Here is a 24940-nt window from a genome sequence, read left to right as displayed (position 1 = left end):
ACTCCGATCGCGGAGACGCATTTCCGATAATCTTCGTTGGATGCTCTTCTCGTACGTTGTTGGCTTCTCTTTCCAGGGTCTTTACTTCATAATTCTTGCTAAGGGGCTGGGCCCGTCGCAGTACGGGCTTTTCGCGGCCGTATTTGCGGTGTCCACAATGTTGGGGGTCCTGGTGGGTCTCGGGTCAGGCAATGTAATGGTTATGCACACCTCGCGCCTAATAAGTTCCTTTAGCGGGCAGTATGGAACTGCACTAATCTACATTGCGGTGAGCGCACTTCCTTTCGGGTTTGTCGGAATCCTTCTGGCGCTTTCAGGTTCCTCTGTAATGTTAAAAGTCGCGGTCCCCCTCTTGCTATCTGAACTAGTCTTTAACAGGTGCCTGGACCTCGGCTATCAGGTGTGCCAGTCTCATGATTTTCTGAAGGGAACTGCGCTTTTCAACATCGCGGCCGGAGTTTTGCGGTTCACGGCGGCGGCAGCATTTTTCGCTGCCGGTTTCTCAGGTGTGGTGAATTGGAGTTACGTGTACCTCGTCGCAAACGCCTTGCTCGCAATTTCAATAACCGCGTTCTGTATGGTTCGGTTTGGGACTCCAACTTTAGACCGGGTGTCGCTCAGGACGACATGGCGAGTCGGTATCTTCTTTAGCCTTGGGATGGCCTCGCGTACTGTTTATGTCGATTCCGATAAATACCTACTGGGCGTTTACAACCCGAATGCTGCTGTGAACGGCGTCTACGCTGTTGGAAGCAGGGTCATCAATTTCATGTTCATTCCTATTCAAGCCGCCGTATATACTCGGAATACAGATTTCTTTCGCGCGGGCGAGTCTGGATACGTGGCGGTCTGGGGAATCGTGCGCCGATTGCTGTTGCCAACTTTAGCATACGGCGTTATATGTTTTATATGTATTCTATTTGGCGCGCACCTGTTGGTTCCGTTGTTGGGCGAGTCATATGCGGAACTCGAACTTGTGCTTCCTTGGTTTGCGCCTCTAATTCTTCTCCAAGGTGTGCACTATATTTTCGGAGACGCTTTGATGGGCTTGGGTCGGCAGTCGACTAGGGGGATTGTTCAGTTTTGTGTAGCGGTGCTGTCCGCGGCCCTTGGTGCAGTTCTAATTCCTTTCATGGGTTGGCAGGGAGCCGTCTTGACCGTGCTTGGTTCGGCTTGTGTGCTAGCCGTGACTATGAGTGCGATCTTCTTCATTGGACTCTTGAGAGAGAATCGCGAGACAGCGGCAATCTTGGGAGGTGTTTCCTCCCGAGTCGGCACGTAACAGTTCCGTTACTGGCCACCGGTTGGTAACGGGGCCGTCGCGTGGCACGAAGAGTAGGAGTGTTCATACTGCGGCGCCCGTTTGGGCAGGTTAGGATCTGGCGAGGAGATGTTTAGCAAAGAACGATAGTATGTGATCTCATAGCGTTTGACCGGTCGATTGGCCTTGAATGCCCGTGCTGCAGCACGATTATTGACGAGGATTGGATCTGAGTATGATCGAGAAGCGCGCGAGAATGGGCATTGCTGAAGGCAGTGTTCTGCGCTCTGCCGTCGCGGTGGTCAAAAGCGGTTGGCTTACTGTCCTGGCTGTGGGGTTTGTTTTTGGACTTGCGGGTTTGGTTATGAGCGCCGTTCAGGCGCCCGAGTACAGATCTACAGCTACGCTCTATGTCACCTCTGGGTCGGAGAACAGCGCCCAGACTGCCTACCAAGGTTCGTTGGCTTCTCAGCAGCGTGTCACCTCGTACTCGGAATTAGTTCAGTCAGATGCCGTGCTCGAGCGGGCTCTGGCTGAGCGTCGCCAGAACATTACGATGGAGGATGCAAAGTCGGCGCTAAGCGCGTCGACCACTCCCGACACAGTGTTGCTCAAAATTTCGGCAGTGAGTCACGACAGTGCCGCAGCTGCCGACCTTGCAAACTCCGTAGCCGTAGCAATGACGACCTACGTCGAGCAGTTAGAGACACCGAGTGGTGGTGGGTCTCCGCTCGCGAAGCTGACCGTTGTAAGCCCGGCGACCGTGGAAGCAACCCCGGTGGGCCCGCAGACCGCGCGGAACACAATTATTGCGCTAGTTGTCGGTGTGCTGATTGGTTTCTTCGTCATTTACGTGCGCGATCGATACAACAACAAGGTTCGAGGAGAGGAGGAGTTCGCCGCACTCACGGAATCACCGGTTTTGGCTTCGATTCCGAGTGATGCACTCCTCAAGGAGCGCGGATTGATTGACTTCGGTTCGGGAGCAACCCTCGCCGCGGAGTCGTATCGCAAGCTGCGGACGAACCTTTCGTTCACGAGCGTTGATCGACCATTCCGTCGGATCATCGTCACCAGTGCACTGGAGGCTGAGGGCAAGACCACCACCGCCATCAACCTCGCAGCAGCGCTTGCCGAGACCGGGCAACGAGTCGTTCTGGTCGACGCCGACCTTCGCCGGCCCCAGGTGAACCACCGGACCGGCCGCATGGGCGACGTCGGTTTCACCAACTACCTCAAGGGCGACGGTGGCATGAATGACCTGCTGCAGCCCACGGAGGTCGAGAACTTCTGGGTGCTCGCCTCGGGACCAAAGCCTCCCAACCCGGCTGAGTTGCTCGGCTCAAAACGCGCGGGCGAGGGCATCGAAGAGCTCGCAGCCCACTTCGATTACGTCATCATCGATACTCCGCCCCTGCTTCCGGTTACCGATGCTGCGGTGATCGCGCGGTGGGCAGATGGAGTACTGCTGGTGGCCCGCGCCAACCAGACTCGATTTCCGAACATCACCGCAAGTATCGAGCAGCTCGACGCGGTCCAGGCGACCCTGATCGGTCTGGTGCTCACCGACGTTCCCACCCGCGGTGGCGCCTACAAGTACGGCTACACCTACGGCGCCACACCGGAAACGAAGAGCGGTCCATTCAGTCGGTTCCGTAGGAAGCCCAAGCACAAGGCCATCGAGACCGTGCTCGATCCCAACGCGGAAGGGTAGGTCATCGAACACCTTGAAGGGGAGGTAGTTCGAGTGCGGTCTGCACTGTGGGAGGCGCAGGCGGCTAGATCGTCATGTTTGGCACAGGTCGCCCGGAAACGTGAGGGCGAGTGATGGGCGAGGATCTCCGTCAGCCACTGACCCGCGCCCAGCTGGCTCTCTGGATTGTCCAGGAGACCCAACCGGGTATTGCGGTCAATGTTGCGCAATACATGGACTTGCGTGGCCCCCTCGACCATGAGCTGTTCATGTTGACCGGAGTGGAATTAGGCCACTGGCAACAGATGCTCTTCACCCGGTACGAGCACACAGCCAACGGTCCGGTGATGCTCATCGATCATTCTCTCCGCGATCGACCTCACTATTTCGACCTGCGCACCGACGCAGATCCCATTGCTAAAGCGCTGCAGTGGATGGAGGACGACTACACGCGGCCAATAGATCCCACCCGGGATAGAACTGCCGAAGCCGTCCTTTTTCAGATTGCTGACGATCGTCACTTCTTTTACGAGCGCGGCCACCACTTGAGCTGGGACGGCGCATCAGCTACGTCGCTGCGCAACAAACAGGCAGCGAGATATACCGCGCTGCAAAAGGGCGCTTCAGAACCGCTTCCACCGCCGCCTGACCTGTCGGTGCCGGACCGCGCTGACGCTGACTATCGCAGTTCCCGGAGATTCAATACCGATCGGGAGTACTGGCTAGGCGAACTCGAGGGCCTCGCGAAAGCAACGGTTCTCGCAGCGCGCCCCGGCCCACCCCACCCGGTCAGCCACCGCATCACCGGAGCGGTTCCGCTGTCCACCGGCAAGCGAATCAAGGCAGTGGAGGCGTCGCAGCGAACCACGTTGCCCGCCATAGTGGCCGCGGCGATCGCCGCGTACGTCGCTCGCCTGCGCAATGTCGACGACATCACGCTCAGTCTGCCCGTCGCAGCTCGAACCACAGCCGCGTTGCGAGACACACCCTTGCCCGTCAGCAATGTGCTCCCGATTCGCACCCGGGTGAGCCCGAAGTCAACGGTGAGCGAGGCGCTCGTTACGACCCAGACTGCTCTTATCGGAGCACTTCGCCACCAGCGTTATCGGTTCGAAGACATCAGGCACGACGCAGCATCGCGGCGAGACGGCGATAGCGCGCTGAGCCTCACCGGTTACGGCGGCCCGCCGATCAACCTCATGCTTTTTGACCGCACGATGAAATTCGGTGAGTGCACCGGCACCTTCCACGTCTTGACCACCGGGCCTGTCGATGACATTGCCTTCAGCCTCTACTACTCCGGAGAAATAGCACCCGAAAACTTGCGGTTCGATGTCCAAGCGAACCCCAATCGCTACACGCTGGCCGAAGCCGAGGCCATACATCGCCAGATACTGGCCGTGTTCGAAACCTACGCTGACGCCCTCGACACCGAGCCTGAGTCGCTGGTCTCATCCCTTCCGCTGCTAGATGAGGCCGTGGAAGAGACGCTGCCGTCTCCGGCTGGCTTCGTTCAACGACCGCGCGCATCCCGCTCGGCCGGTTTGACCGTGGTCGACCGCATCATGGACGCGGCGCAGCGGTATCCCGAACAACCCGCGATCATCTTCGATGGCAACGTCCTTGACTTCCGAGAGCTCACCGATCGAGCCCGTGCGCTTGCGGGTGAACTGCAACGTCACGGGGTAGGACCGAATTCTCGGGTGGCAGTGATGGTTCCGCGCAGTGACTTCACGATGATCGCCCAGCTCGCAGTACTGATGTGCGGTGCGGCATACGTACCCATCGATCCCGAGTACCCGGCCGCCCGGGTAGCGATGGTTCTCGAAGACAGTTCGCCATTGGTTGTGGTGGTCACTGAACTCCTGCTTGAAGTTCCTGACGCGATGCAGGTCCGGGCCGACTGCAACTACCCGCTGACGTCGTGGACACCGCCACGCATCGATCCGTCAGACCTTGCTTACATCATCTACACCTCAGGCTCTACAGGTCGTCCCAAAGGCGTTGCCGTCAACCATCGCGCGTTGTCTGCGATGTTGGATGCCTGCGATGCTATCTACGAACCCGATGTGGGCGACGTGTTCAGCTGCACCCACTCGACTGCCTTCGACTTCTCGGTCTTCGAGATCTTCCTGCCGTGGGCGGCCGGTGCCGCCGTGCTAATGGTCGACAACGACACCGCCCGAGATCCGCAACGACTCTGGGCGACCGTGCTCGCCAACCAGGTGTCTGTGCTGTCGCAGACACCGTCGGCGTTTGCTCCACTCGCCGAAGTTGCTGCTATATCGAACGATTCGGGCGTACTGCGCCACGTGGTATTCGGTGGCGAAGCTCTGTATCCCGGCGTTCTCGCTACCTGGAACTCCGCGTTCGGTGATCGAGTGGCGCTGACCAATATGTACGGTCTCACCGAGGCCACCGTCCACGTCACCGCCACATCGGTTCGGCACTCCGACTCCCGTTCCCTCATCGGGGGGGCCATCGGCGAACTACGCGTTGACGTACTCGACGACGAACTGAGATCCACACCCATCGGGGAGTGGGGCGAATTGTATGTGGCCGGCACTCAACTTGCACAGGGTTATTGGGGCAACACCGCACTCACCGCATCGCGCTTCATCGCTGCCGCCGGTGGTCGCCGGATGTACCGCACGGGCGACATCGTGCGCCGCACTGACGACGGAAACATCGAATACCGCGGCCGTGCGGACAATCAGGTGCAGCTGCGCGGTTACCGCATCGAGCTCGACGAGGTCGCTGCCGTTCTTCGATCAGCGCCCGGCGTCGCCGACGCAGTGGCGACAGTGCACAATGGCGATCGAGCCGGAGGCGGCGACCTTGTCGGTTACGTTCTTGGGGTAGCCCTCGATTCTTCTGCCGTTCGAGCATGGTGCGCTTCGCGGCTGCCGGACTTTGAGGTGCCGGCTCAGGTGGGCGTCGTTGAGCACTTTCCACTCACCCCGTCCGGGAAAGTTGATGTAGCGGCCTTACCGGCCATCGAGCGGATCGTTGTCGCTGGCAACAACGAAACCGATCCGATGTTGAACATAGTTGTCGCAGCCATCGCGGACGAGCTCGGCGTAGACCCACAGACCATCGACCCCGCAGCGAGCGTCTTCGCCTCCGGCGTGAACTCGCTCGGGGCCATGAGCATCTCGCTGGCTCTGGGGCGCAGCACCGGACACCCGGTATCAGTTCGGGCGCTGGTTCAAGCGCCCGATCTGTATGCAGTCGCGAGGAAGCTTCGGCTGGGCACGCCGCAGGGAACAGATAAAGAGTCAATCCCGAAACGGGCCGGCGAAGAACGCATTCCGCTCACTCCCCAGCAGGAAGCGTTGTGGCTGCGATGGCAACTCGACCCCGCGGACATCAGCTACAACATGTCCGCGGCCATCAACGTCGATGATGTGCCGGCCGAGCAACTGTGGGGTGCCGTCAGATGGCTCGTGCAGCGGCACGAGGCGTTGCGCACGACCTTCTCCCAGGATGACACCGGGCCCTACCAAGTTGTCCGCGCCGGGGACGACCTCGAACTCGACCTCACGCCAGTACCGACCAGTGACCTACCCGGTGCTTTGGACCAATTGGCACGTTCGTTCGACCTCAGTGTCGAATTGCCCTGGCGTGCAGCCGTTTTTACTGTTGATGGGCAGCGCTGGCTTGGGGTGGTTCTACACCACATTGCCGTCGACGGGCATTCGGTGCGTCTGATCCAAGACGATCTCGAGCGGTACCTTTCGGGTGTCGTCGATGAGTCCGAACGTTCGATCGGCTATCCCGACTACGCTCTCTGGCAACATGGTTCCGAGCCCGCCGTACTCGAACACTTCTGGCAGGACGTTTTCGCTGATACGCCGGCGCCGCTACGGCTTCCCGAAGTGCACCCGCGAACGCCGGGAGACCGCGAGACCGGTCACGCTACTGCCGCGATCGGAGCTGCCGACTATCGTCGCCTCACCGACTTCGCCGCCTGGTCGCGAACCACACCGTTCATCACCGTCCACACGGCATTGGCCACTCTGCTCAGCAGACAGAGCGGCAACGCGGACATCGTCATCGGGACGGCCACCTCAGGCCGCAACCATCCGGAACTCACCGACGTGGTCGGAATGTTCGCTCGCACGGTCCCGTTGCGAACACAGATCGACCTCGAGAAGTCATTCAGCGCTGTCGTCGCTGACGTGACCAACCGCGATCTCGATGCCTTTGCGCATGCGGACATCTCGCCACTTCGCCTAGCCCAGATCGTCGACCCGCATCGCCACGCCGCCGATGCGCAGATCTTCGACGTGTTCTTGGCTGACACCGACGCGAGCGCAACCCCAGCCGGCGCCTATGTGACTCCACCGCACGCACGCTTCGGGTTGGACTTCTCAATGAATCGCGCGCCCGACGGCAGCGGTCTCGAACTGCAACTCCACTACGCCGTAGGCGTGATCGACGAAAACCGCGCGCAATCGTTGGTGGATGGTGTGTTCGATCTCCTCCAGCGAGCGGTGTCCGCGCCCGATGTTCCGATGTTCACGCATCTTCTCGGTGCCGGTGAGCGGGACCTTGCGGTGTCGCCGCCGTCGTTGGCCACAATGTATGACCTGATGGCTGGGTCGGCCACGAGGTTCCCCGACGCAATTGCGCTGGAGGACACAGACACCGGGACGGTCCTGCAGTACCACGAGCTCGATGGAGCCAGCACCTCGATCGCTCGCGAACTGATCAGCCACAACGTCGGAACCGGCGACGTGGTCGCTATCGGCACCGGGCGGTCGGCAGCGTCGATCGTCGCAATGTGGGCGGTTCTGAAAACCGGCGCCGCATTCGTGCAGTTGAATCCGGCGGATCCGCACACTCGCAATGAGCTCATCGTGCAGCAGGCCGGAGTCACGGTGGGGGTCCATGCCGGGCACGCACCTGGCGATGGTTTCGGTGTCCCGTGGATCAACGCCCGGCCCCCCACATCAACTGTGGCCGTACAACCGTTCTCGACGGAGGAACGCGTTCGTCCAGTGCGACTCGACGACGTCGTGTACGTGACATTCACTTCGGGAACAACTGGGACACCCAAAGGGGTGATGGTCACCCACCGCGGTATCGCACCGTTCGTCCGCGCCGTCGCCGAACGCGTTGGGCTGCGTCAGGACAGCCGCGTGCTGCACAACTACAACGTCACCTTCGACGCGCATCTCATCGAGCTGATCCCGACTTTCAACGCGGGCGCCACGGTGGTGGTGTGCCCGCCGCACATCGTTGCCGGCACCGAACTGCGCGACTTGATCATCGAGCAATCCATCTCGGTGTTCTTCTCTACGCCGTCGGTCCTGGCCACCATCGATGCAGACACCGTGCCTGGTCTCGAAACGGTGATCGTCGGGGGAGAGGCACTGCCGCATCACCTCGCAGTCGAGTGGTCCGCTCGCACTCGGCTCGTGAACTTCTACGGACCCACCGAGGCAACGGTCGCGGCCACCGGCGATGCGCCGGTCGATTCCGCGAGACCCATCACCATCGGTACTGGCCTGCCCGGTATGGCGACGCTGATCCTCGACGGCCGTCTGCGGCCCGTGCAGAACAACACCGTCGGCGAGCTGTACCTCGCAGGGCCCGGGGTCGCCCTCGGGTACATCGGCGACAGCGCGGCAACCGCTCACCGTTTCATCGCCAATCCGTTTTCCGAACCGGGCCTCCGCATGTATCGCACCGGAGACCTCGTACATCGCCGCGATGACGGCCGGATGGTGATTCACGGCCGCGCCGACGACCAACTGAAGCTGCGAGGCATGCGTCTGGAACCTGACGAGATCAACACCGCGCTGCGCGATGTTGACGGCGTGCGCGGTGCGCACACCGGACTGGCGACGAGCACGTCGGGTGAAGATCTCCTCGTGTCGTGGGTGACCGGCGACGTCGACGGCGACAGCGTGCGTCGCAGCCTACGAGAGGTTCTGCCCGCCCGCTTCATCCCGTCGTCGGTGCTCGTGATCGGCGAGTTCCCAGTCACCGCCAGCGGCAAGATCGACCGTAAGGCGTTGCCGTCGCCGTGGTCCAACAGCAGCACAGTCACAGCGCCGCGGACGCCAACCGAGCTCCTGATCGCGAAGGTTTTCGCCGACGTGATCGGCATCGGTGTCGAACAGATCGGAGTGCACTCGGATTTCTTCGATCTCGGTGGCAGCTCGCTGGCCGCCACCCGTGCGGCGAGTCGCCTGACTGAACACACCGGCCGCACAGTCATGGTTCGGAGTCTGTTCGAATCGCGGACCGTGGCCGACCTCGCCGTGGAGATCGATGCATTGGATTCGGCTGAGGAATCCGTTGTGCCGGTGCATCTTCCCGATGCTGTTGATCTTCCGTTGTCGTACTCGCAGCGTCGGATGTGGATCCTCAACCGGCTCGACCCGACCTCCACCGCCTACACGGTCCCGGTGGTCCTGCGCATCACCGGAACACTCGACGTCGAGGCGCTGCTTTCCGCAGTCACCGAACTGGGTCGCCGCCACGAATCGCTGCGCACCGTATACCCGGAAACGCCCGCCGGCCCCTACCAACGCGTCCTGTCGCCGGACTCCGTCCCGACGACCAGATATCGACGAGTCGAGACAACTTCCGTCGGCGATCTCGAGACCGAATTGGTCTCAGCCCCCTTTGACCTCACGACGCACCCTGCGTTCCGCAGCGAACTGATCGAGATCGCGGACAAGCACGAGTTCTTGCTCGTCATCGTCATGCACCACGTCGCCATCGACGGATGGTCGATGCGTACGCTACTGACCGACCTCGTCCAGAATTACCTACTCGGAACGGGCCGGGCGGCGCCGTCGCAACTCACGTACGGCGATTACACGGTGTGGCAATCGAAGTGGCTCGGCGACCCGGAAATCCCGGACAGTCGTTTCCGCCGCCAACTCGACTTCTGGCAGACCACACTCGATGGGGCCGGCGATCCGATCGAACTACCGCGTGTGGAAGGCACTCCTCGTTTTGGTGGTCGCCAGCACGCGGACATCGATGACGAGGTGCTGGCCGGCCTCACCAGGCTCAGCGTCCGCGAGTCGGCCACCGTGTTCCACGTCGCCCACGCCGCTCTCGCGGCACTGCTGAGTTACGCGACCGGACGTGACGATCTGGTGGTGGGCACGCCTGTCCTGGGCAGGTCACACCCGGCCTGGGAATCGGTGGTGGGAATGTTCGTCAACACCATCGCCTTACGGACCAGGATCGACGCGGAGGCGTCGATCAGCCAGGTCCTCCGCGCCACCCGCGATGTCGACCTTTCTGCCGTCGACCACAGCGACGTCCCATACGACGCAGTCGCTCGCGCCGCCCGCCCCGACCACCGCGGCGGAGGCGACCCGCTGATCTCGGTCCTGCTCGTCGAACAGGACTACGAGTCGATGCTCGATCCCGCACTCGGTCTCGACGTCCCCGGCGTGCAGATCGAATTGCTCACCCGGCAAGACGCGTTGGTAGGGGCCAAGTTCGACCTGGAAGTAGTGCTCACCCATCAGCCCGGGCGTCCCTTCACCGTGACGATGATCCGAGCCGCACACGTCAGCGCCGACTTCGTCGACAGCCTGCTGCACGCGTACGTTGCAATGCTGAGCGCGGCCGCCACCAACGCCGACCGCCCTTTCCCAACGCCGGAGCTGGCGACAACATCCGGATCTGTGTCGAAAGCTGTTGCTGCTCCGGCGGTAGCGCAACCGGCAGATCACACCGTCGCTCTCGAGGTGGCTGCAGCGATGGCCACCACGCTGGGTGTACCAGCTGAGTCGGTGCGCCTTGGCGACGACTTCTTTGCCCTCGGCGGATCGTCGCTGTCGGCAACTCAAGTCACTGCGCTGCTCGGCCAGCGACTAGGACTGACCATTCCCGTTCACCTATTGTTTGAAGCGGCAACCCCTTTCGCGCTTGCAGCCGCAATCAGAGACGCCGATGCCGGGTCATCCAGCGAGCTGCCGCCCCTCACCGGCCCAGGCGCCGTGGCTGTTCCCGACCCGCTGCCACTCGCACCCACACAGCGACGGCTGTGGGTGGTGCAACAAATGGCGCCGACGTCGACGATGTATCTGATCCCAGTGCTGGTGCCCGTCCCGGGCCATGTCCCCGATGCCGAAGTACTGGATGCCGTGCAGTTCGTCGTCGACCGCCACGCCCCGCTCCGCACCAGCTACCCGAACTCGCCGTCCGGCCCGGTACAGCACGTCCACGAGCAGCACACCGTCGAGTTGAGCCTCGTCGACGTCGACGGCATGGACCCAGGATCGTTTGTCCGCGAACAACTGTCGACTCCGTTGGATCTGGAACTCGAAATACCAGCCCGCTGGTCACTGCTCTGGGATTCAGCCGGCAACCGCGCCGTGCTGCTGATCGCTCACCACATCGCGGTCGATGGCAGCTCGGCGCGCATCATCACCCAAGATTTGGCCGCTGCGCTTGATGGCGCCCGGGCAGAACCGCTACGCGTCGACTACGCGCAGGTGACCAAATGGCAACTCGCTGCGCATGAACTTGTCGGCGATCGACAACGAGCATTTTGGGCCGCGCAGCTGGCCGGCTATTCGGGCATTCTGGATCTGACCCCCGAACGCCCGGCGGTTCGCAGCAGCGCGACCGCACAGACGGCCGTGGAGGTCAGCCCGGCGATCAGCGCTGCCATCGCTGCGGTGACCGCACGCGTCGGAGTCACCGAATTCCATGTACTGCACGCCGCACTGGCCTTGACCCTGTCCATTCAGGCCGGCACCGACGACATCGCCATCGGCACGCCGGGTTCACTGCGCCACCACGTCGAAACCGCGGACATGGTCGGGATGTTCGTCTCGACCATCGTGCTGCGCACTGTGATCAAGCCGGGCCTGAGCACCGAAGACCTGCTACATCTGGTGCGCCGCACGGACCTCGATGCGCTGGACAACGCACTGGTGCCTTTCGACGATGTGGTCGCGCTTGTTGACCCGCCCCGAGATCCGGGGCGGCATCCGCTCGTACAGGTCGCGCTGTCGTACTTGGCCGAAAGCACCGCGGTCTCCGCAATGGGTTCGGCCTCGGCCGGAGTGATCGGAAGCCCCGACAGTGAGTTCGATCTGCAGCTGACAGTGGGCAGATCGGACAGCGGTCTGTATGCGGTATTCACTTATGCCACAGACCTATTCGACGCAACAGTCATCGAGACCATTGCTCGACGCTGGGAGCTGGCGCTCGAGTCGATCGCCACACCGGCGCCGGCGTCCCTGGACCTCATCGACCTCCGGTTGGAGACGGAGCGCCAGCTGGTGTCCGAGCCGAGGAAGCGCTCCCGGCGCACTCTGGGCGAGATCTTCGCTGCGACGGCTCGCGCACACCCGTCGGCGGTCGCCATCGAATCATCCTCAGGGTCCATGACCTACCGCGAACTCGATGAGTGGACTTCACGAATCGCTACGCATCTACGAAACAGCGGCGTGCGGCGTGGCGGCCGCGTCGCGGCGGTCCTGCCTCGATCGATGGACTCGGTAGCCATGTTCTGGGGCGCGGTGAAAGCGGGCGCGGTGTATGTCCCCATCGACCCGCACTATCCCGCAGAACGCGCTGAACGGATGCTGCGGCGTGTCGACGCCGATCTCGTGATTCGTGAAGGCGGTGTGCCTACCAGCTCGGCCGTCATCGATCGCGGAACAGATCTGCTTCCGGAAGCGACATCCTCTCTCGAGGATGCGGTCGCCATATTGTTCACATCGGGCACACTTGGTCAGCCGAATGCGGTGGCGCTGACCCACCGTGGAATGGAAAAGTTCACCGACGGCAGTGTGTTCGACATCCACGTCAATGATCGGGTCGCGCACGCCGCCAGCATCAGCTTTGACGCCGCGATCTTCGAGATGCTTCTGGCCGTAGGACCGGGCGCGACGCTGTCGATTGTCGATCCCGATGTCAGTGGCGGCCCCGGTGCTACCGCTGAACTTGCTGCACGCCAGGCGACCTGGATGTTTGCCACCCCGTCGGTGCTGGCAACGCTCGACGAGAGCAAGCTGCCCGACCTGCGTGGCATCGTCATCGGTGGTGAACCGTGCACCGGAGAACTCGTCCGCCGATGGGCACCCGGGCGGAGACTCATCAACGGATACGGTCCCACCGAAACCACGATGTGCGTCACCGTGCATGAGCTGACCCCTGGCCGCCCGATTCTGATCGGAAACCCACTCGATGACGTGGTGACAGAAGTTGTCGACACCCATATGCGTCCGGTTCCGGACGGTGTCGCCGGTGAGCTCTACCTCGGCGGACCCGCGCTGGCGCAAGGGTACGTCAATGACAATTCGCTCACCGCTGTACGGTTTGTCGCCGGGCCTGATGGCGGGAGATGGTATCGCACAGGCGATCTGGTGCGGCGTACAAACGAGGGTCTGCACTACCTGGGCAGGATCGACCACCAGGTGAAAATCCGGGGACAGCGAATCGAGCCTGCCGAGATCGATCTGGCCTTGATGAGCGCCGGCGCCGAATACGCGGCGACGGTTGTGATCGAACGACCCACCGGCTCGGTGCTCGTCTCATACGTCGTCGGTGTCGATGAAGACGATGTGCGGCGACTGCGTGCACACTGCGTGGCCACGCTACCCAGCGCAATGGTCCCTGCGCGCATCGTCGTGGTCGGCGAATTGCCCCGCACCGGCGCAGGCAAACTCGACACGTCGCGGCTGCCCGCGCCCGACTGGGACTCGCAGGTCGGCGGACAGCCAGATACCGAGCTCGAGCACCTCATCGTCCGAGCCTTCCGTGACCACCTCGAAACCGACGCGGTCGGCGTCGACGACGACTTCTTCGTCTCGGGTGGCGACTCGCTGCTTGCCACCCGTGTGGCAGCTGCACTCGAGGAGCAACTCGGTCGACGGGTTCCGGTACGAACCTTCTTCGAGCAACCCACTCCACGCGGGCTCGCTCAGCTACTCGAGAGGTTGCCCCGCCTGGACTCCCGGGTGCTTCCCGCCCTGGGCTCGATCCCCGATGAGGGCGATGTCCCGTTGGCACCGAACCAACGTCGACTCTGGTACGTCCACGAGATGCTGTCCGGATCGTCGCTCTACACCGTGCCAATCTATGTTCCGGTGCCGGCCGAGGTCGGCGACGCCGCGATAGTGCCCGCCGTCGAGACTCTGATTCGTCGTCACGCCCCGCTACGAACCAGCTATCCCGCGACTCCTGCAGGTCCGCGGCAGCTGGTGCACAACAACTTCAGCGCCCGTGTCTGGCACGTGACCGAGGACGAGCATGCGGCACGGGTGACGTTCGACGAAGTCAGTGCCCCGTTCGATCTACAAACCGAACCACCCGTGCGAGTTGTGCTGTTACACCACGCACATGGACGCGGTGTGCTGTTCGTCATTCATCACATCGCCGTGGACGGCGACTCGGCAAACGTGATCACTGCAGATCTCACCGCACTGCTGCGAGGTGAACAGCTGCGACCGCTCACTGTCGAGTACCCACAAGTCGCGCGCTGGCAGGCAGCGGTGAATGCCGAACTGCGAGAAGAGCAGTTGCAGTTCTGGACACACACGCTCGCCGGGTATTCGGGTGTTCTTGACCTCGTGCCCGACCGGCCGCGCATGCGGTCGCTGGCGACCGCATCGCTGACGACCGACGCCGACTCTGCCGTGGTCGGCCGGATTCCGGGAATCGTCGATCGCCTGTCAGTCACCGAGTTCCATGTCATTCACGCAGCGCTGGCGTTGGCACTGTCGATCCAGGGCGGCACCGATGACGTCGCAGTGGGAACACCCGCCTCGATGCGTCGCCATGTCGAGGTCACGGACCTCGTTGGCATGTTCGTCTCAACTGTGGTGCTCAGGACGGTCCTGCGTCCGGGTATGACGTCGCACGATCTGATGACCGCCGTACGCGACGCGGACGTCGCAGCTCTCGACAACGCTTTCGTCCCGTTCGATGAGGTTGTCGCGGAAATCGACCCGCCACGCGATCCAGGCAGGCATCCGCTCGTGCAGATCGCGCTGTCGTTCTCTGCGGCACAGAGCACGAGCAACGTCGGACTGCCGAGTCCGGACAGCGAGTTCGATCTACAGGTGACGGTGGTACGGGGTCCGGGTGGACTCGGGGTGACCTTCACCTACGGCGCCGCGCTGTTCAGCTCCGCGCAGATCGTTGAGTTCGCCCGGGTCTTCCACGCGGCGCTTGATCTGGTGACCGCCGCTACGCCGAAGTCGTTGGACAGGTTCGACATTCGAACCATTGAGCAGCAAGAGATCAAACCCATTCGGACTGGCTCACCCGTTCGTACACTGGGGGAGATCTTCCGGTCTGCAGTGACTGCGAACCCGGACGGCATCGCAGTGTCTGACGGGGTTCGGACGCTGACCTACCAGCAGCTCGATGACTGGGCCGCGGTAGTTGCCCAAACTCTGACCGGTACCGGGGTTCGTCCGGGCGACAGAGTGGCGATGATGATCCCGCGTTCAGTGGAATCGATTGTCGCACTGTGGGCCATCGTCAGGGTCGGTGCGGTGTACGTTCCGGTTGACCCCGCATACCCCAGTTCGCGCATCCACCGCATGCTCGAAGTCAGCAGGGTCACCACCGTGTTGTCGATGGACACACTGATGCCTCAGCCCATAGATCCGGTTACGCGCGTCGACTATGCGCTGGTTTCGCCCGACGCGTCGGCGTACCTGCTGTTCACTTCGGGCACCACCGGCGCGCCCAATGGCGTTGCTGTGACCCATCGTGGTCTGTCGAAGTTCACCGACGGCAGTGTTCTGGACATCGGGCAGGATGATCGTGTCGCCCATGCCGCCAGTATCAGTTTCGACGCCTCACTCTTCGAGGTTTTATTGGCCGTCGGTCCGGGTGCCACGCTCGAAATCATCGACGCAGGCTCGGTGGCGGGACGCGCGGCCACAGAGCATCTGGCCGCGCGACAAATCACCTGGATGTTCACCACACCAACGGTTCTGGCGACTCTCGACGAAGGCCGCTTACACGGTGTGCGAGGCATTGTCGTCGGCGGAGAGCCGCTGAGCCCAGACCTGGCGTCGCAGTGGGCCCGCGGACGCCAACTGATCAACGGTTATGGTCCGACCGAAGTCTCGATGTGCGCGACGATGTTCCACTGCGACGTTGATGGTCCGGTGTTGATCGGGTCGCCACTCGACGACGTCACTGCCACAGTGCTCGACACACATCTGCGGCCCGTTCCAGACGGAGTCGCCGGAGAGCTGTATCTGAGCGGCGCCGCTCTGGCGGAAGGATATTGGCGAAATGCGACACTGACTGCATCCCGCTTTGTCGCCGGGCCGCAAGGCAGCCGTCTCTACCGCACCGGCGATCTCGTGCGCCGCACCTCACTGGGTATCGAATACCTCGGACGAACGGACAGACAGGTCAAGATCCGTGGGCAGCGTGTGGAGCTCGCCGAAATCGATTCGGTGCTGATGGCAGCCGGAGCACATCAAGCGGTCACCGTGGTGGCCGGTGAACCGAGTCAGCCGCGGCTCGTTTCATACGTGATTGCCGATCAGTCGAACTCGAATGCCCAGCAGCTACGTGATCGCTGCGAACAGGTCCTGCCACATCACATGATTCCCTCCTCGATCATGATCGTGGAGTCGCTGCCCCGAACGCCGGCTGGCAAGCTGGACACGGACGCACTGCCTGAACCGGCGCGAGAAGTGGCCGCCGGGGGAGAACCGCGCACGCCTACCGAGAAGGCGGTCGTCGATATATTTCGAGATGTGCTCGATAACAACGATATTGGCGTGCACGACAGCTTCTTTGACGTCGGCGGCAACTCGCTGCTCTTGCTCGAGATCGCTCGCGGTGTCACCGAACGGCTCGGTGTACCGGCCCCAGTGGCGACCCTGTTCGACCATCCTTCGCCCGCCATGCTCTCTGCGGCGATCGACTCCGCCCGGGATCTCTCGGAATCGCTCGGACAGATACTGCCACTGTCGGGCACCGGTGACGTGGACGGACCGACGCTCTGGTGCGTGCACCCTGCAAGTGGGCTCGCCGCCGACTACCGGCCTCTCGCGCAGGCCATCGAACCGATGGTCGTATTCGGCCTGCAGATGCCGGGTTTGGCGGACCCCAAGGCACCAACGGTGTCGTCGGTGGAAGAGCTCGCTGCCCGTCACATCGAAGCTGTGCTGACCGTGCAGCCCGAGGGGCCGTACCGTCTGCTCGGATGGTCGTTGGGAGGTGTCCTCGCTCACGAAATGGCCTCCCAGATGTCGAGCCGCGACATGGACGTCGAGCTGCTGGTGTTGCTGGACACCAACCCGATCGTTGATGAATCGAGCGAAGCCGTAGAAGCAGCGATAGCGCTGGACCAAGAACTTGCAGCCGCCCTCCGTCGAATTGACCCGGTGCTCTTCGATGATTATCAGCGTCGACGGACAACGCTCCTCCACGCAGCGGCGGCGTATCGCCCCAAGCCGATCGAGGTCGGTACTGCGGTCTACATCGCGGCGCAAGACAACGAGGAAATCTCCCGGTGGGAGAATGTCTCCGGCACACCGTTGGTGTTCGAGAGGGTCGGCTACGATCACGCAGATTTAGGAAATCCAAAGGCAATGCACGAGATAGCCGAACGGTTGGGTTCGCTGATTCCCGATATGTTCACGTACAGCGAGGGGGACCGGTGACGGTAGCCGACGAGACGCCGAATGACCACACGCCGAACGAAGACGGGCGGACGCCACCACGGCGTCGAGGGCGGCGCGGACGATGGATCGCCGCCGGACTACTTCTGCTGTTGCTGATCATCGTGGCGGTGGGCATCTACGTGGGCTATCTCGCACTGAAAGTCAAAGACGACATCGAGGCCGCACGGTCTCAAGCGACGCAAGCGCGTGAAGCGATCCTTGATGGCGATGTCGCCAAGGCAACGGCCGCTGCGACGGCCGCGGACGAAAAGGCCGAGAGCGCTACGTCGAACTCCCACAATCCGGTGTGGACAATCGCGGCTGCGGTGCCCTGGTTGGGGAGTCCCCTGAATTCGGTGCGCGAGATGACTGATGCAGTGAACGACCTGACGAGTGATGTCCTCAAACCCACTGCCGAACTGTCCGAGGTGATCAACCCGGACTCGTTGCGCAACAGTGACAGCGGCATCAACGTCGGAGCACTGGCAAATGCCCAGGCGCAACTCGCGCCGATCGCAGACAGCGCCGAATCGATCAACGACAACGTGCGTGGGATCGACAGCACGTGGCTCGGCATGGTCGGCGACGCAAAAACCGAGTTGTTCGAACAGACCGATGAAACTGCACGATTCGTCCGAGGCACCGACACCGCGGCCCGGCTCCTCCCTCCGATGCTGGGCGCTGGCGGCGATCGTTCCTACTTCCTCGCCTTCCAGACTCCATCAGAGGCGCGGGCCACCGGAGGGTTGGTTGGGGCGTTCGGCATTGTCAATGCGCGTGGCGGTGAGGTCACCGTCGAAGACATCGGCACCAACGCTGAATTGCGGCCGCCGAGGACGCCGTCAAACTTCGGCCCGGAGTTCAATCAGATGTTCGGGTTCAACAAGCCGTACACAGATTCGCGGAACAGCAATATCAGCGCTCACTTCCCTTACGCCGCCCAGATTTGGATGAACATGTGGCAGCAGCAGAGCGGCCGCCAACTCGATGGCGCGATCGCCCTCGACCCGATCGCACTGAGTTACATCCTGAAGGGCACAGGCCCGATCACGTTGCCTGACGGCGAGAAGATCACCGCAGAGAACGTCGTGCCGATCACTTTGTCGACGTCCTACGAGCGGTTCGGCGGTGACAACGCTGCACGCAAGGCTTACCTGCAGGAAATCGCGCGTACAGCGGTGACCAGTCTGTCGTCGGTGCGGGGTGATACCGGCCAGATCCTCGACGGACTGGGCAAGGCGGTGCACGAGCGACGCATCATGATCTACAGTGCGAACTCGGACGAACAGAAGTTGCTCGAATCGACCAACCTCGGTCATCAGGTCGCCGAAACCACGTCGCCCTACGCAAATGTGGTGGTGCAAAACGCAGCCGGCAACAAGATCGACTACTACCTCAAACGCGAAATCACGTACACCGCCGGTAACTGTGATGCAGACACCCGTGAAAGCACAGTCAAGGTGCAATTGACGAACACGGTGGAGGACATGACCTTGCCGCCGTACGTGATCGGCCACCTGGGCAATGCCCAGAATGTCGAGAACGGCACCAACATCGCGGTTGTGCAGATCGACGGGACCGCGGGCGCGACACTGAATTCGGTTCTGGTGGATGGGCAGAGCAACTTCTTCTCATCGGGGACCGAGCTCGGACATCCGGTGAGTTTCTCGCAGGTGATGATTCCGCCGGGCAAAACGGTGACGGTCGAGTTCCAGTTCACCGAACCCACCAGCGCCACCGGACCTGCGGTGGTTCCGGTTCAGCCGTTGGTCGATGACCCGGTGGTACGGGTCGATGTTCCAGAGTGCGGTTGATGGGCGTGACGTTCCTGGCTACGCCGTGACCGAGACGCCGGGCAACGCCATCTCAGTGGCGCAGCTCGTCAAGCGGTTCGGCGATGTGCTGGCGGTTGATCACGTCGACCTCGACGTGCCTGCTGGCAGTGTTCTGGGGCTGCTCGGACCAAACGGCGCCGGCAAGACAACGGTTGTGAAGATGATCAGCACTCTCATCCGGCCGACGTCGGGGCTCATCACGATTGCCGGAGTCGATGTCATATCGAGCCCGCACGCCGCCCGTAGCCGAATGGGTGTATCCGGTCAAAACGTCGCAGTCGACGACATGTTGACCGGCCTGGAGCAGCTCACCATGGTTGCGCGGCTGGCAGGGTTCGATCGGGCATCGTCGCGACGCCGGGCTACCGAATTGCTTGAGCAGTTCGACATTGCAAGTGCGGGTAAGCGACGCATCGGAACATACTCCGGAGGCACGCGGCGCCGACTCGACCTTGCCGGCGCAATCGTGGCAAAGCCGCCGGTGGTGATACTCGACGAGCCGACGGCCGGGCTGGATCCGGTCAGTCGGTCCGTGTTGTGGAACGCGGTGCGCGAGCTGACCGCCGAAGGCACCTCGGTTTTGCTCACGACTCAGTACCTCGAAGAGGCCGACCAGCTTGCCGATCAGGTCACAGTCCTCCTTCGGGGCAAGGTCGTCGCCCGCGGAACGCCCCGTGAGCTGAAGCAAACCATCGGCAACTCGGTGGTTCGGCTGTCGCTGACCGAGGACGAAACGGGTGAGCGGGCGGTGGGGGTGCTGGCGTCGTCTGGAATCGCCGACGCTTCGGTCGATAATGGTGTTTTGACCTTCAGCGCCCAGGACGGTAGCAGCGCGATGGCTCGAATGATCGCAACGTTGACCAACAGCGGAGTCGGAATTGTTGACGCCTCGGTGCAGACCCCCACGCTCGATGATGTCTTCGTCAGCTTGACCGAGGAGCGTTGACGATAGTGGAACCATCGAGCGCAAGGGCAGTGTCGATGCCTCCGCCGCGGGGACGCGGGACAGCTGAACTTCTGGTGGACTGTCGGGTTGTCGCGGTTCGTAACCTCAGGGTTCTTGTTCGGATGCCGCAAATGGTGCTCGGCATGGTGCTCCAACCGCTGATGTTCGTGTTGCTGTTCTCCTATGTGTTCGGAGAGGCGCTCGGCGGGGACCGCTACCGGGAGTTCCTGATCGGCGGCATCATGACCCAGTCGGTTGCATTCAACGCCGGCTTCACGGCGCTCGGTGTGGCGACCGAACTGAATCGGGGCATCATCGATCGCTTCCTCCTGTTGCCGATGTCGCGGCTGGCTGTGGTCATCGGCCGCTCCCTGTCCGACGTATTGGTCAACGTCGTCAGTTTGTCGGTGATGTCGCTGACCGGGCTTGCGATCGGCTGGCGGCTGCACGGTTCATTCTGGAGCATCGCAAGCGGCTACCTCATCGTGCTCCTGTTCGGGTTCGCGATGTCGTGGGTTGGCATTGTCATCGGGTTGATTTCGGACTCGGCTGAGGCGGCGCAGAGTCTGATGGCGAGCATCCTCTTTCCGCTGTCGTTCATCTCGTCGGCGTTCGTGCCGGCGCAGACACTCCCGACACCTTTACGCATGGTTGCCAACTGGAATCCAGTCACCTCTGTGGCCCAGAGTCTGCGTGAAAGTTTCGGTAATCCGACGTCAGTCAACCCGGCATTGCCAGAACCGGTTACCTGGGCATCGGAGAACGCGCATCTGTATTCGGGGCTGGTGTGTGCCGGATTGTTGGCAATCGCGGTCCCTGCAACGGCGCTCGTTCTGAACCGAACGCAGCGGTAGATCGCGGTCGAGGTACTGATCAGACTGCACGCTGTTTGGACTCATATGGTCGCGCGTCTGCGTTGCGGAGACTGATTCACAGGTAGCTCTGGCACGATGTATAGATGACGGTGCTGTCAATTGTCTCTCTGGTGATCGCATGGCTGGCCCTCGCGGTGGTGGTCGCGGTGTCGGTCGGTCGTGCGGCACGTCTGCGAGACAAGCGCGATGCACGGCCGCACCCACCCGGTAACGGCGACACCGGCCACAAAGCTTCGTAGTTGAACTGGCGGCGGCTGAACGCCCCTGAACTCTCGCGCTCGCATCGCGCCCCCGAGATCGACGCGCTAACACCAACTTTGGGCAGGTGTCAAGGATTTAGACCACTGCCCGAGCCGCTCTGGGATCCCGGAGTGTGGGATGGTTGTCTTTGCGATCGCGGATTGCGCAAGGTGGCCAATGTGATTGTCCTCACAGTACGAAAGCTGGGTCGGTGATCTAATCCCCTCTCGGGTCGCGAAATGAGTGAAGCAGGTTACTGCGGGGTAGGAAACGAGCGCAAACCGGGCACTTCCCGATCCAATCTGAACGTTAAGATCATCTTTGATATCCGTAATGTCCCAGGTCGTCGCCTTGCGCCGCGGTCGAATGGACCGCATGCTCGGGTCTGTTGCCAATGCAGGCGCTCACTACAGCGTGGAGGCGGGATGTTCGAGGCCAAGAGAAATGACGGTGATTCACTCGCCGTTGATTTCACATCGGTTGTGGACTCGCTGGGCACCGGGGTGCTTGTCATTTCCGCACAGGGAGAATTGCAGGCCGCGAATGCGAGCGCGAAGCGCATATTCGAACTGGATATCCGCAGCGACGGAAGCCGTGGAAACGCAAACGATCATTTCCCTCTTGTCGACGCCGATGGCCGCGAACTCGCGCCCGAAGATCACCCGGACAAAATCGTTGCGCGCACCGGGCGTGCAGTTGCCGGCATGGTCGTCGGCTTCGACCGCACCGACGGTCAGCGGGTGTGGGTCACGTGCAACGTCGGTCTGGTGAACCCGGCGGACCCGGCCAACTCGGCGATCGCTGCATCGTTCACCGATGTCACCGCACAGCACGTGGGCCGCGCGATGCTCCAATACGCAGCCGACCACGACATGATGACCGAGCTGCCGAATCGTGCATGCGTGATGCGTCGATTGAACGAAGTGGTCGCGAACTCCCAGCGGCGCGAACCGGCCGAGTCGACCGTCGTGATGTTCATCGATCTCGACAGCCTGAAACAGGTGAACGATTCGCTGGGTCACGGCGGCGGCGACGTTGCACTGGTGACTGCGGCAAACCGTCTGCGCGGCATCCTGAACGAATACGGCATCGTCGGACGATTCGGCGGTGACGAGTTCGTTGCTGTTCTGTCAGGGATCTCCGGAGCGGACAGAATCGCTGTGCTGTCCAAGCGTGTTCACGACTCGCTTGCGGAACCTGTGATCATCCAGGGACGCCTTCTTCGTATCCGCGCGAGCGTCGGCATCGTGGAGGTCACCCCGAGTGACATGCGCAGTGCCGAAGAAGTGATCCGCGCAGCGGACACCGCGATGTATCAGGCCAAGTCGGCAGGCGGCGGGCACAGCGTGGTTTTCGACACCAACCCAGTGCCCCGCCGGTTGACCGGCGCGCGCTAGCTCCTGGCACCGTCAGGCGTTGTCACGAACCTGTCCCGCCAACAACAGCGCGGAGGGTCAAGATGATGATCTTGATGTCGAGCCAGACCGACCAGTTCTCGATGTAGAAATTGTCGTAGATTGCTCGGTCGTCGATGCTGGTGTCACCACGAAGCCCGTGAATAGCCGCCCACCCGGTGAGGCCGACATTAACGCGGTGACGGTCGCGATACGACGGAACCGAATCCTTGAATTGGTCTACGAAGTGCGGCCTTTCAGGCCGTGGACCCACCAGCGACATGTCGCCGCGCACCACGTTCCACAGTTGCGGTAGTTCGTCGATCGAGGTCTTGCGAATTAATTTGCCGACCAGGTTGACCCGGCTGGTTTTGTTCGGGTTCCAGTCCTTGTCTGATTCCGATGACGCGATCGGACGCATTGAGCGGAACTTGTAGAGAGTGAACTCCTCACCGTTCCTGCCGACTCGCACCTGGCTGAAAATGATTGGCGAACTGATATCGGACAGCTTCACCGCAAGCGCTGTTACGGCCAGCAGTGGCGACAACACGAGCAGCGCACCGGCGGCACTGGCGAAGTCGAACAGACGCTTGCAGTGCCAATACCAGGTGCGATAGATGTGTCGGCGAACCCTGATGAGAGGAACGGTGTGGATTCTGTCCATGTCGGACGTCAGGTGAACGAACTCGAAAAGCCGCGGAACGATGAAGATCTCGCAATCGAGGCCGTCGCATTCGCGAAGCGGCGACACCAACGTGGAATCCGGAACGTTGCGGAAGGACACGATGACGGTGTCGATCTGCTCGGTTTCGACGATGTGTCGCAAAGGTCGGCCCGAGATGACCGGAATTTGGAGGTGGTCGGTACCGAACATGGGATCGGTGTCGACGACGACGATGGGTTCCAAACCCAGTTCGGGGAACTCCGCGATGCTCTCCACCAGTTCTGCGGCGACCACCCCGCCTCCGACGATGGCTGTTCGGCTTCGTGAGTGTGGAGATCGTCTGCGCCGTCTCCGTCGGATCGCGTAGTAGACAAGGCGAACGACAAAAAGGATCGTGAACACGTAGACCGACAGCAGCAGTGCGCGCTGTATCTGGGCATCGAACTCGAACGCGACGGTCACCACGAAGGCCGCGATGATGCTGATGGCTGCCAACCGTGGCATGACATTGAGTGCAGACAGGGTGATCTGGGAACGATAGTTCCCCGAGATCTCGATCATCACCGCGACGAGAGCGGCTCCGGCAAGAGCCGCAGCGACGGATTCGGAAAACGCGATGAGACCGGCTGCGACGGCGACGAAGTCGAGAATCAACAAGAGTACGTCGGTACGGCTGCGACTGAAGAAGTACTTGCGGCGAGACGGCGCCGGCTTACCTGTCTGACTCTTGGACGCGTCCAAGCGAGATGAAATCAATGGGAGCATCGCGCGTCTCTTAGGCTCGGTGGAGTCAGGTGCGACCTGTTGTCGCCACGGGGGTGATGAAAGCCAAGCGTATCCGTTGGTGTCATCCACTGCTGGGCCCACGTGAGCTTTTCGGATTCGGAGCCCTCGGCGTTACAAGGTGGGGCTCTGCAGGGCAGCCGTCTGGCCGCGTCCTGCTGAGCGACCTCGCGTCATCGCCTTGGCGCGAGAGAGCCCGCGCCAAAACATGCGAACAGGTTTGGGGACCGGAGACCTTAGTACGGCGTACTTGCGCACGAACTCCGGCACGTGCCACGTTGTCCAAGAACCTGCAGGGAACAGAACCGCGTCGCCCGGACGCAAGGTGAACTCCGAGCCATCGGCGTTCGTGACGACGACTTCGCCCTCGAGTATGTGCACCAGTTCGTCGCAGGTGAAATTCCAGCGGAACGTTCCGGCGGTGCAACTCCACATCGCCATGGTCACCGTGCCGTCCGAACTTGTTGCCCACTCCCGCGATTTCGCGACCGGCGCCCCTTCGAGAATCCAGTCGGGGTTCACCGGTGACAGCGTCAACTCGAACTCGTCGACTGACGGGCAACGAACGGTTATCAAGCGCTTCTCCTAGCGGCGGGCACAGTCTGCGCGCTGAGAT

At 61.9% G+C, this 24940-nt stretch carries 10 protein-coding genes; 8 read left to right on the top strand and 2 right to left on the bottom strand.

Translation table 11 applies throughout. The features are described from left to right. The first annotated feature begins 40 nt into the window (after nt 1-40). The 8 genes from KXR83_RS14170 to KXR83_RS14135 all read left to right on the top strand — a co-directional run bounded on the left by KXR83_RS14170 (nt 41) and on the right by KXR83_RS14135 (nt 22880). Complete coding sequence (locus KXR83_RS14170; RefSeq protein WP_437425346.1) at nt 41-1282, top strand: hypothetical protein; 1242 nt, start codon at nt 41-43, stop codon at nt 1280-1282. Nucleotides 1283-1496: 214 nt separating this feature from the next. Next, nucleotides 1497-2975: a polysaccharide biosynthesis tyrosine autokinase gene (locus KXR83_RS14165; RefSeq protein ID WP_437425345.1), complete on the top strand. Its 1479-nt coding sequence runs from the start codon at nt 1497-1499 to the stop codon at nt 2973-2975. A gap of 113 nt (nt 2976-3088) precedes the next feature. Beyond that, nucleotides 3089-17587, top strand: a complete 14499-nt coding sequence (locus KXR83_RS14160) for an amino acid adenylation domain-containing protein (protein ID WP_437425344.1) — start codon at nt 3089-3091, stop codon at nt 17585-17587. Then, complete coding sequence (locus tag KXR83_RS14155; protein ID WP_437425343.1) at nt 17584-19401, top strand: DUF4012 domain-containing protein; 1818 nt, start codon at nt 17584-17586, stop codon at nt 19399-19401. Before KXR83_RS14160 ends, KXR83_RS14155 begins: the two co-directional genes overlap by 4 nt. After that, nucleotides 19361-20368: an ATP-binding cassette domain-containing protein gene (locus KXR83_RS14150; protein WP_437425342.1), complete on the top strand. Its 1008-nt coding sequence runs from the start codon at nt 19361-19363 to the stop codon at nt 20366-20368. The genes KXR83_RS14155 and KXR83_RS14150 overlap by 41 nt, the downstream gene beginning before the upstream one ends. 35 nt (nt 20369-20403) lie before the next feature. Beyond that, the gene (locus KXR83_RS14145; protein ID WP_437425341.1) at nt 20404-21222 is read left to right on the top strand and encodes an ABC transporter permease; all 819 of its coding nucleotides are present in this window, start codon (nt 20404-20406) and stop codon (nt 21220-21222) included. 104 nt (nt 21223-21326) lie between these two features. Next, complete coding sequence (locus KXR83_RS14140; protein WP_437425340.1) at nt 21327-21482, top strand: hypothetical protein; 156 nt, start codon at nt 21327-21329, stop codon at nt 21480-21482. Between the two features lie 426 nt (nt 21483-21908). After that, nucleotides 21909-22880 (top strand): diguanylate cyclase domain-containing protein, encoded by a 972-nt coding sequence (locus KXR83_RS14135; protein WP_437425339.1) that lies wholly within the window; start codon nt 21909-21911, stop codon nt 22878-22880. Between the two features lie 22 nt (nt 22881-22902). Here KXR83_RS14135 and KXR83_RS14130 read toward each other — a convergent pair whose 3' ends face one another. Both KXR83_RS14130 and KXR83_RS14125 read right to left on the bottom strand, forming a co-directional pair. After that, nucleotides 22903-24282, bottom strand: coding sequence for a sugar transferase (locus KXR83_RS14130; protein ID WP_437425338.1), 1380 nt, complete (start codon nt 24280-24282; stop codon nt 22903-22905). A 156-nt stretch (nt 24283-24438) separates the two neighbouring features. Continuing rightward, entirely contained in the window at nt 24439-24900 is a 462-nt protein-coding gene (locus tag KXR83_RS14125) for a cupin domain-containing protein (protein WP_437425337.1), read from the bottom strand. Nucleotides 24901-24940: the final 40 nt, after the last annotated feature.

Source organism: Williamsia muralis (assembly GCF_051487485.1).
Classification (GTDB): Bacteria; Actinomycetota; Actinomycetes; order Mycobacteriales; family Mycobacteriaceae; genus Williamsia; species Williamsia muralis_B.
Note: the sequence above shows the minus strand (reverse complement) of the source record. Positions and strands in the feature narration are given on the sequence as shown.

Excerpts from the sequence above, each read along its gene's own strand:
- KXR83_RS14170 (WP_437425346.1), top strand. The coding sequence starts at position 41 with ATGCTCTTCTCGTACGTTGTTGGCTTCTCTTTCCAGGGTCTTTACTTC.
- KXR83_RS14165 (WP_437425345.1), top strand. The coding sequence starts at position 1,497 with ATGATCGAGAAGCGCGCGAGAATGGGCATTGCTGAAGGCAGTGTTCTG.
- KXR83_RS14160 (WP_437425344.1), top strand. The coding sequence starts at position 3,089 with ATGGGCGAGGATCTCCGTCAGCCACTGACCCGCGCCCAGCTGGCTCTC.
- KXR83_RS14150 (WP_437425342.1), top strand. The coding sequence starts at position 19,361 with ATGACCCGGTGGTACGGGTCGATGTTCCAGAGTGCGGTTGATGGGCGT.
- KXR83_RS14145 (WP_437425341.1), top strand. The coding sequence starts at position 20,404 with ATGCCTCCGCCGCGGGGACGCGGGACAGCTGAACTTCTGGTGGACTGT.
- KXR83_RS14140 (WP_437425340.1), top strand. The coding sequence starts at position 21,327 with ATGACGGTGCTGTCAATTGTCTCTCTGGTGATCGCATGGCTGGCCCTC.
- KXR83_RS14135 (WP_437425339.1), top strand. The coding sequence starts at position 21,909 with ATGTTCGAGGCCAAGAGAAATGACGGTGATTCACTCGCCGTTGATTTC.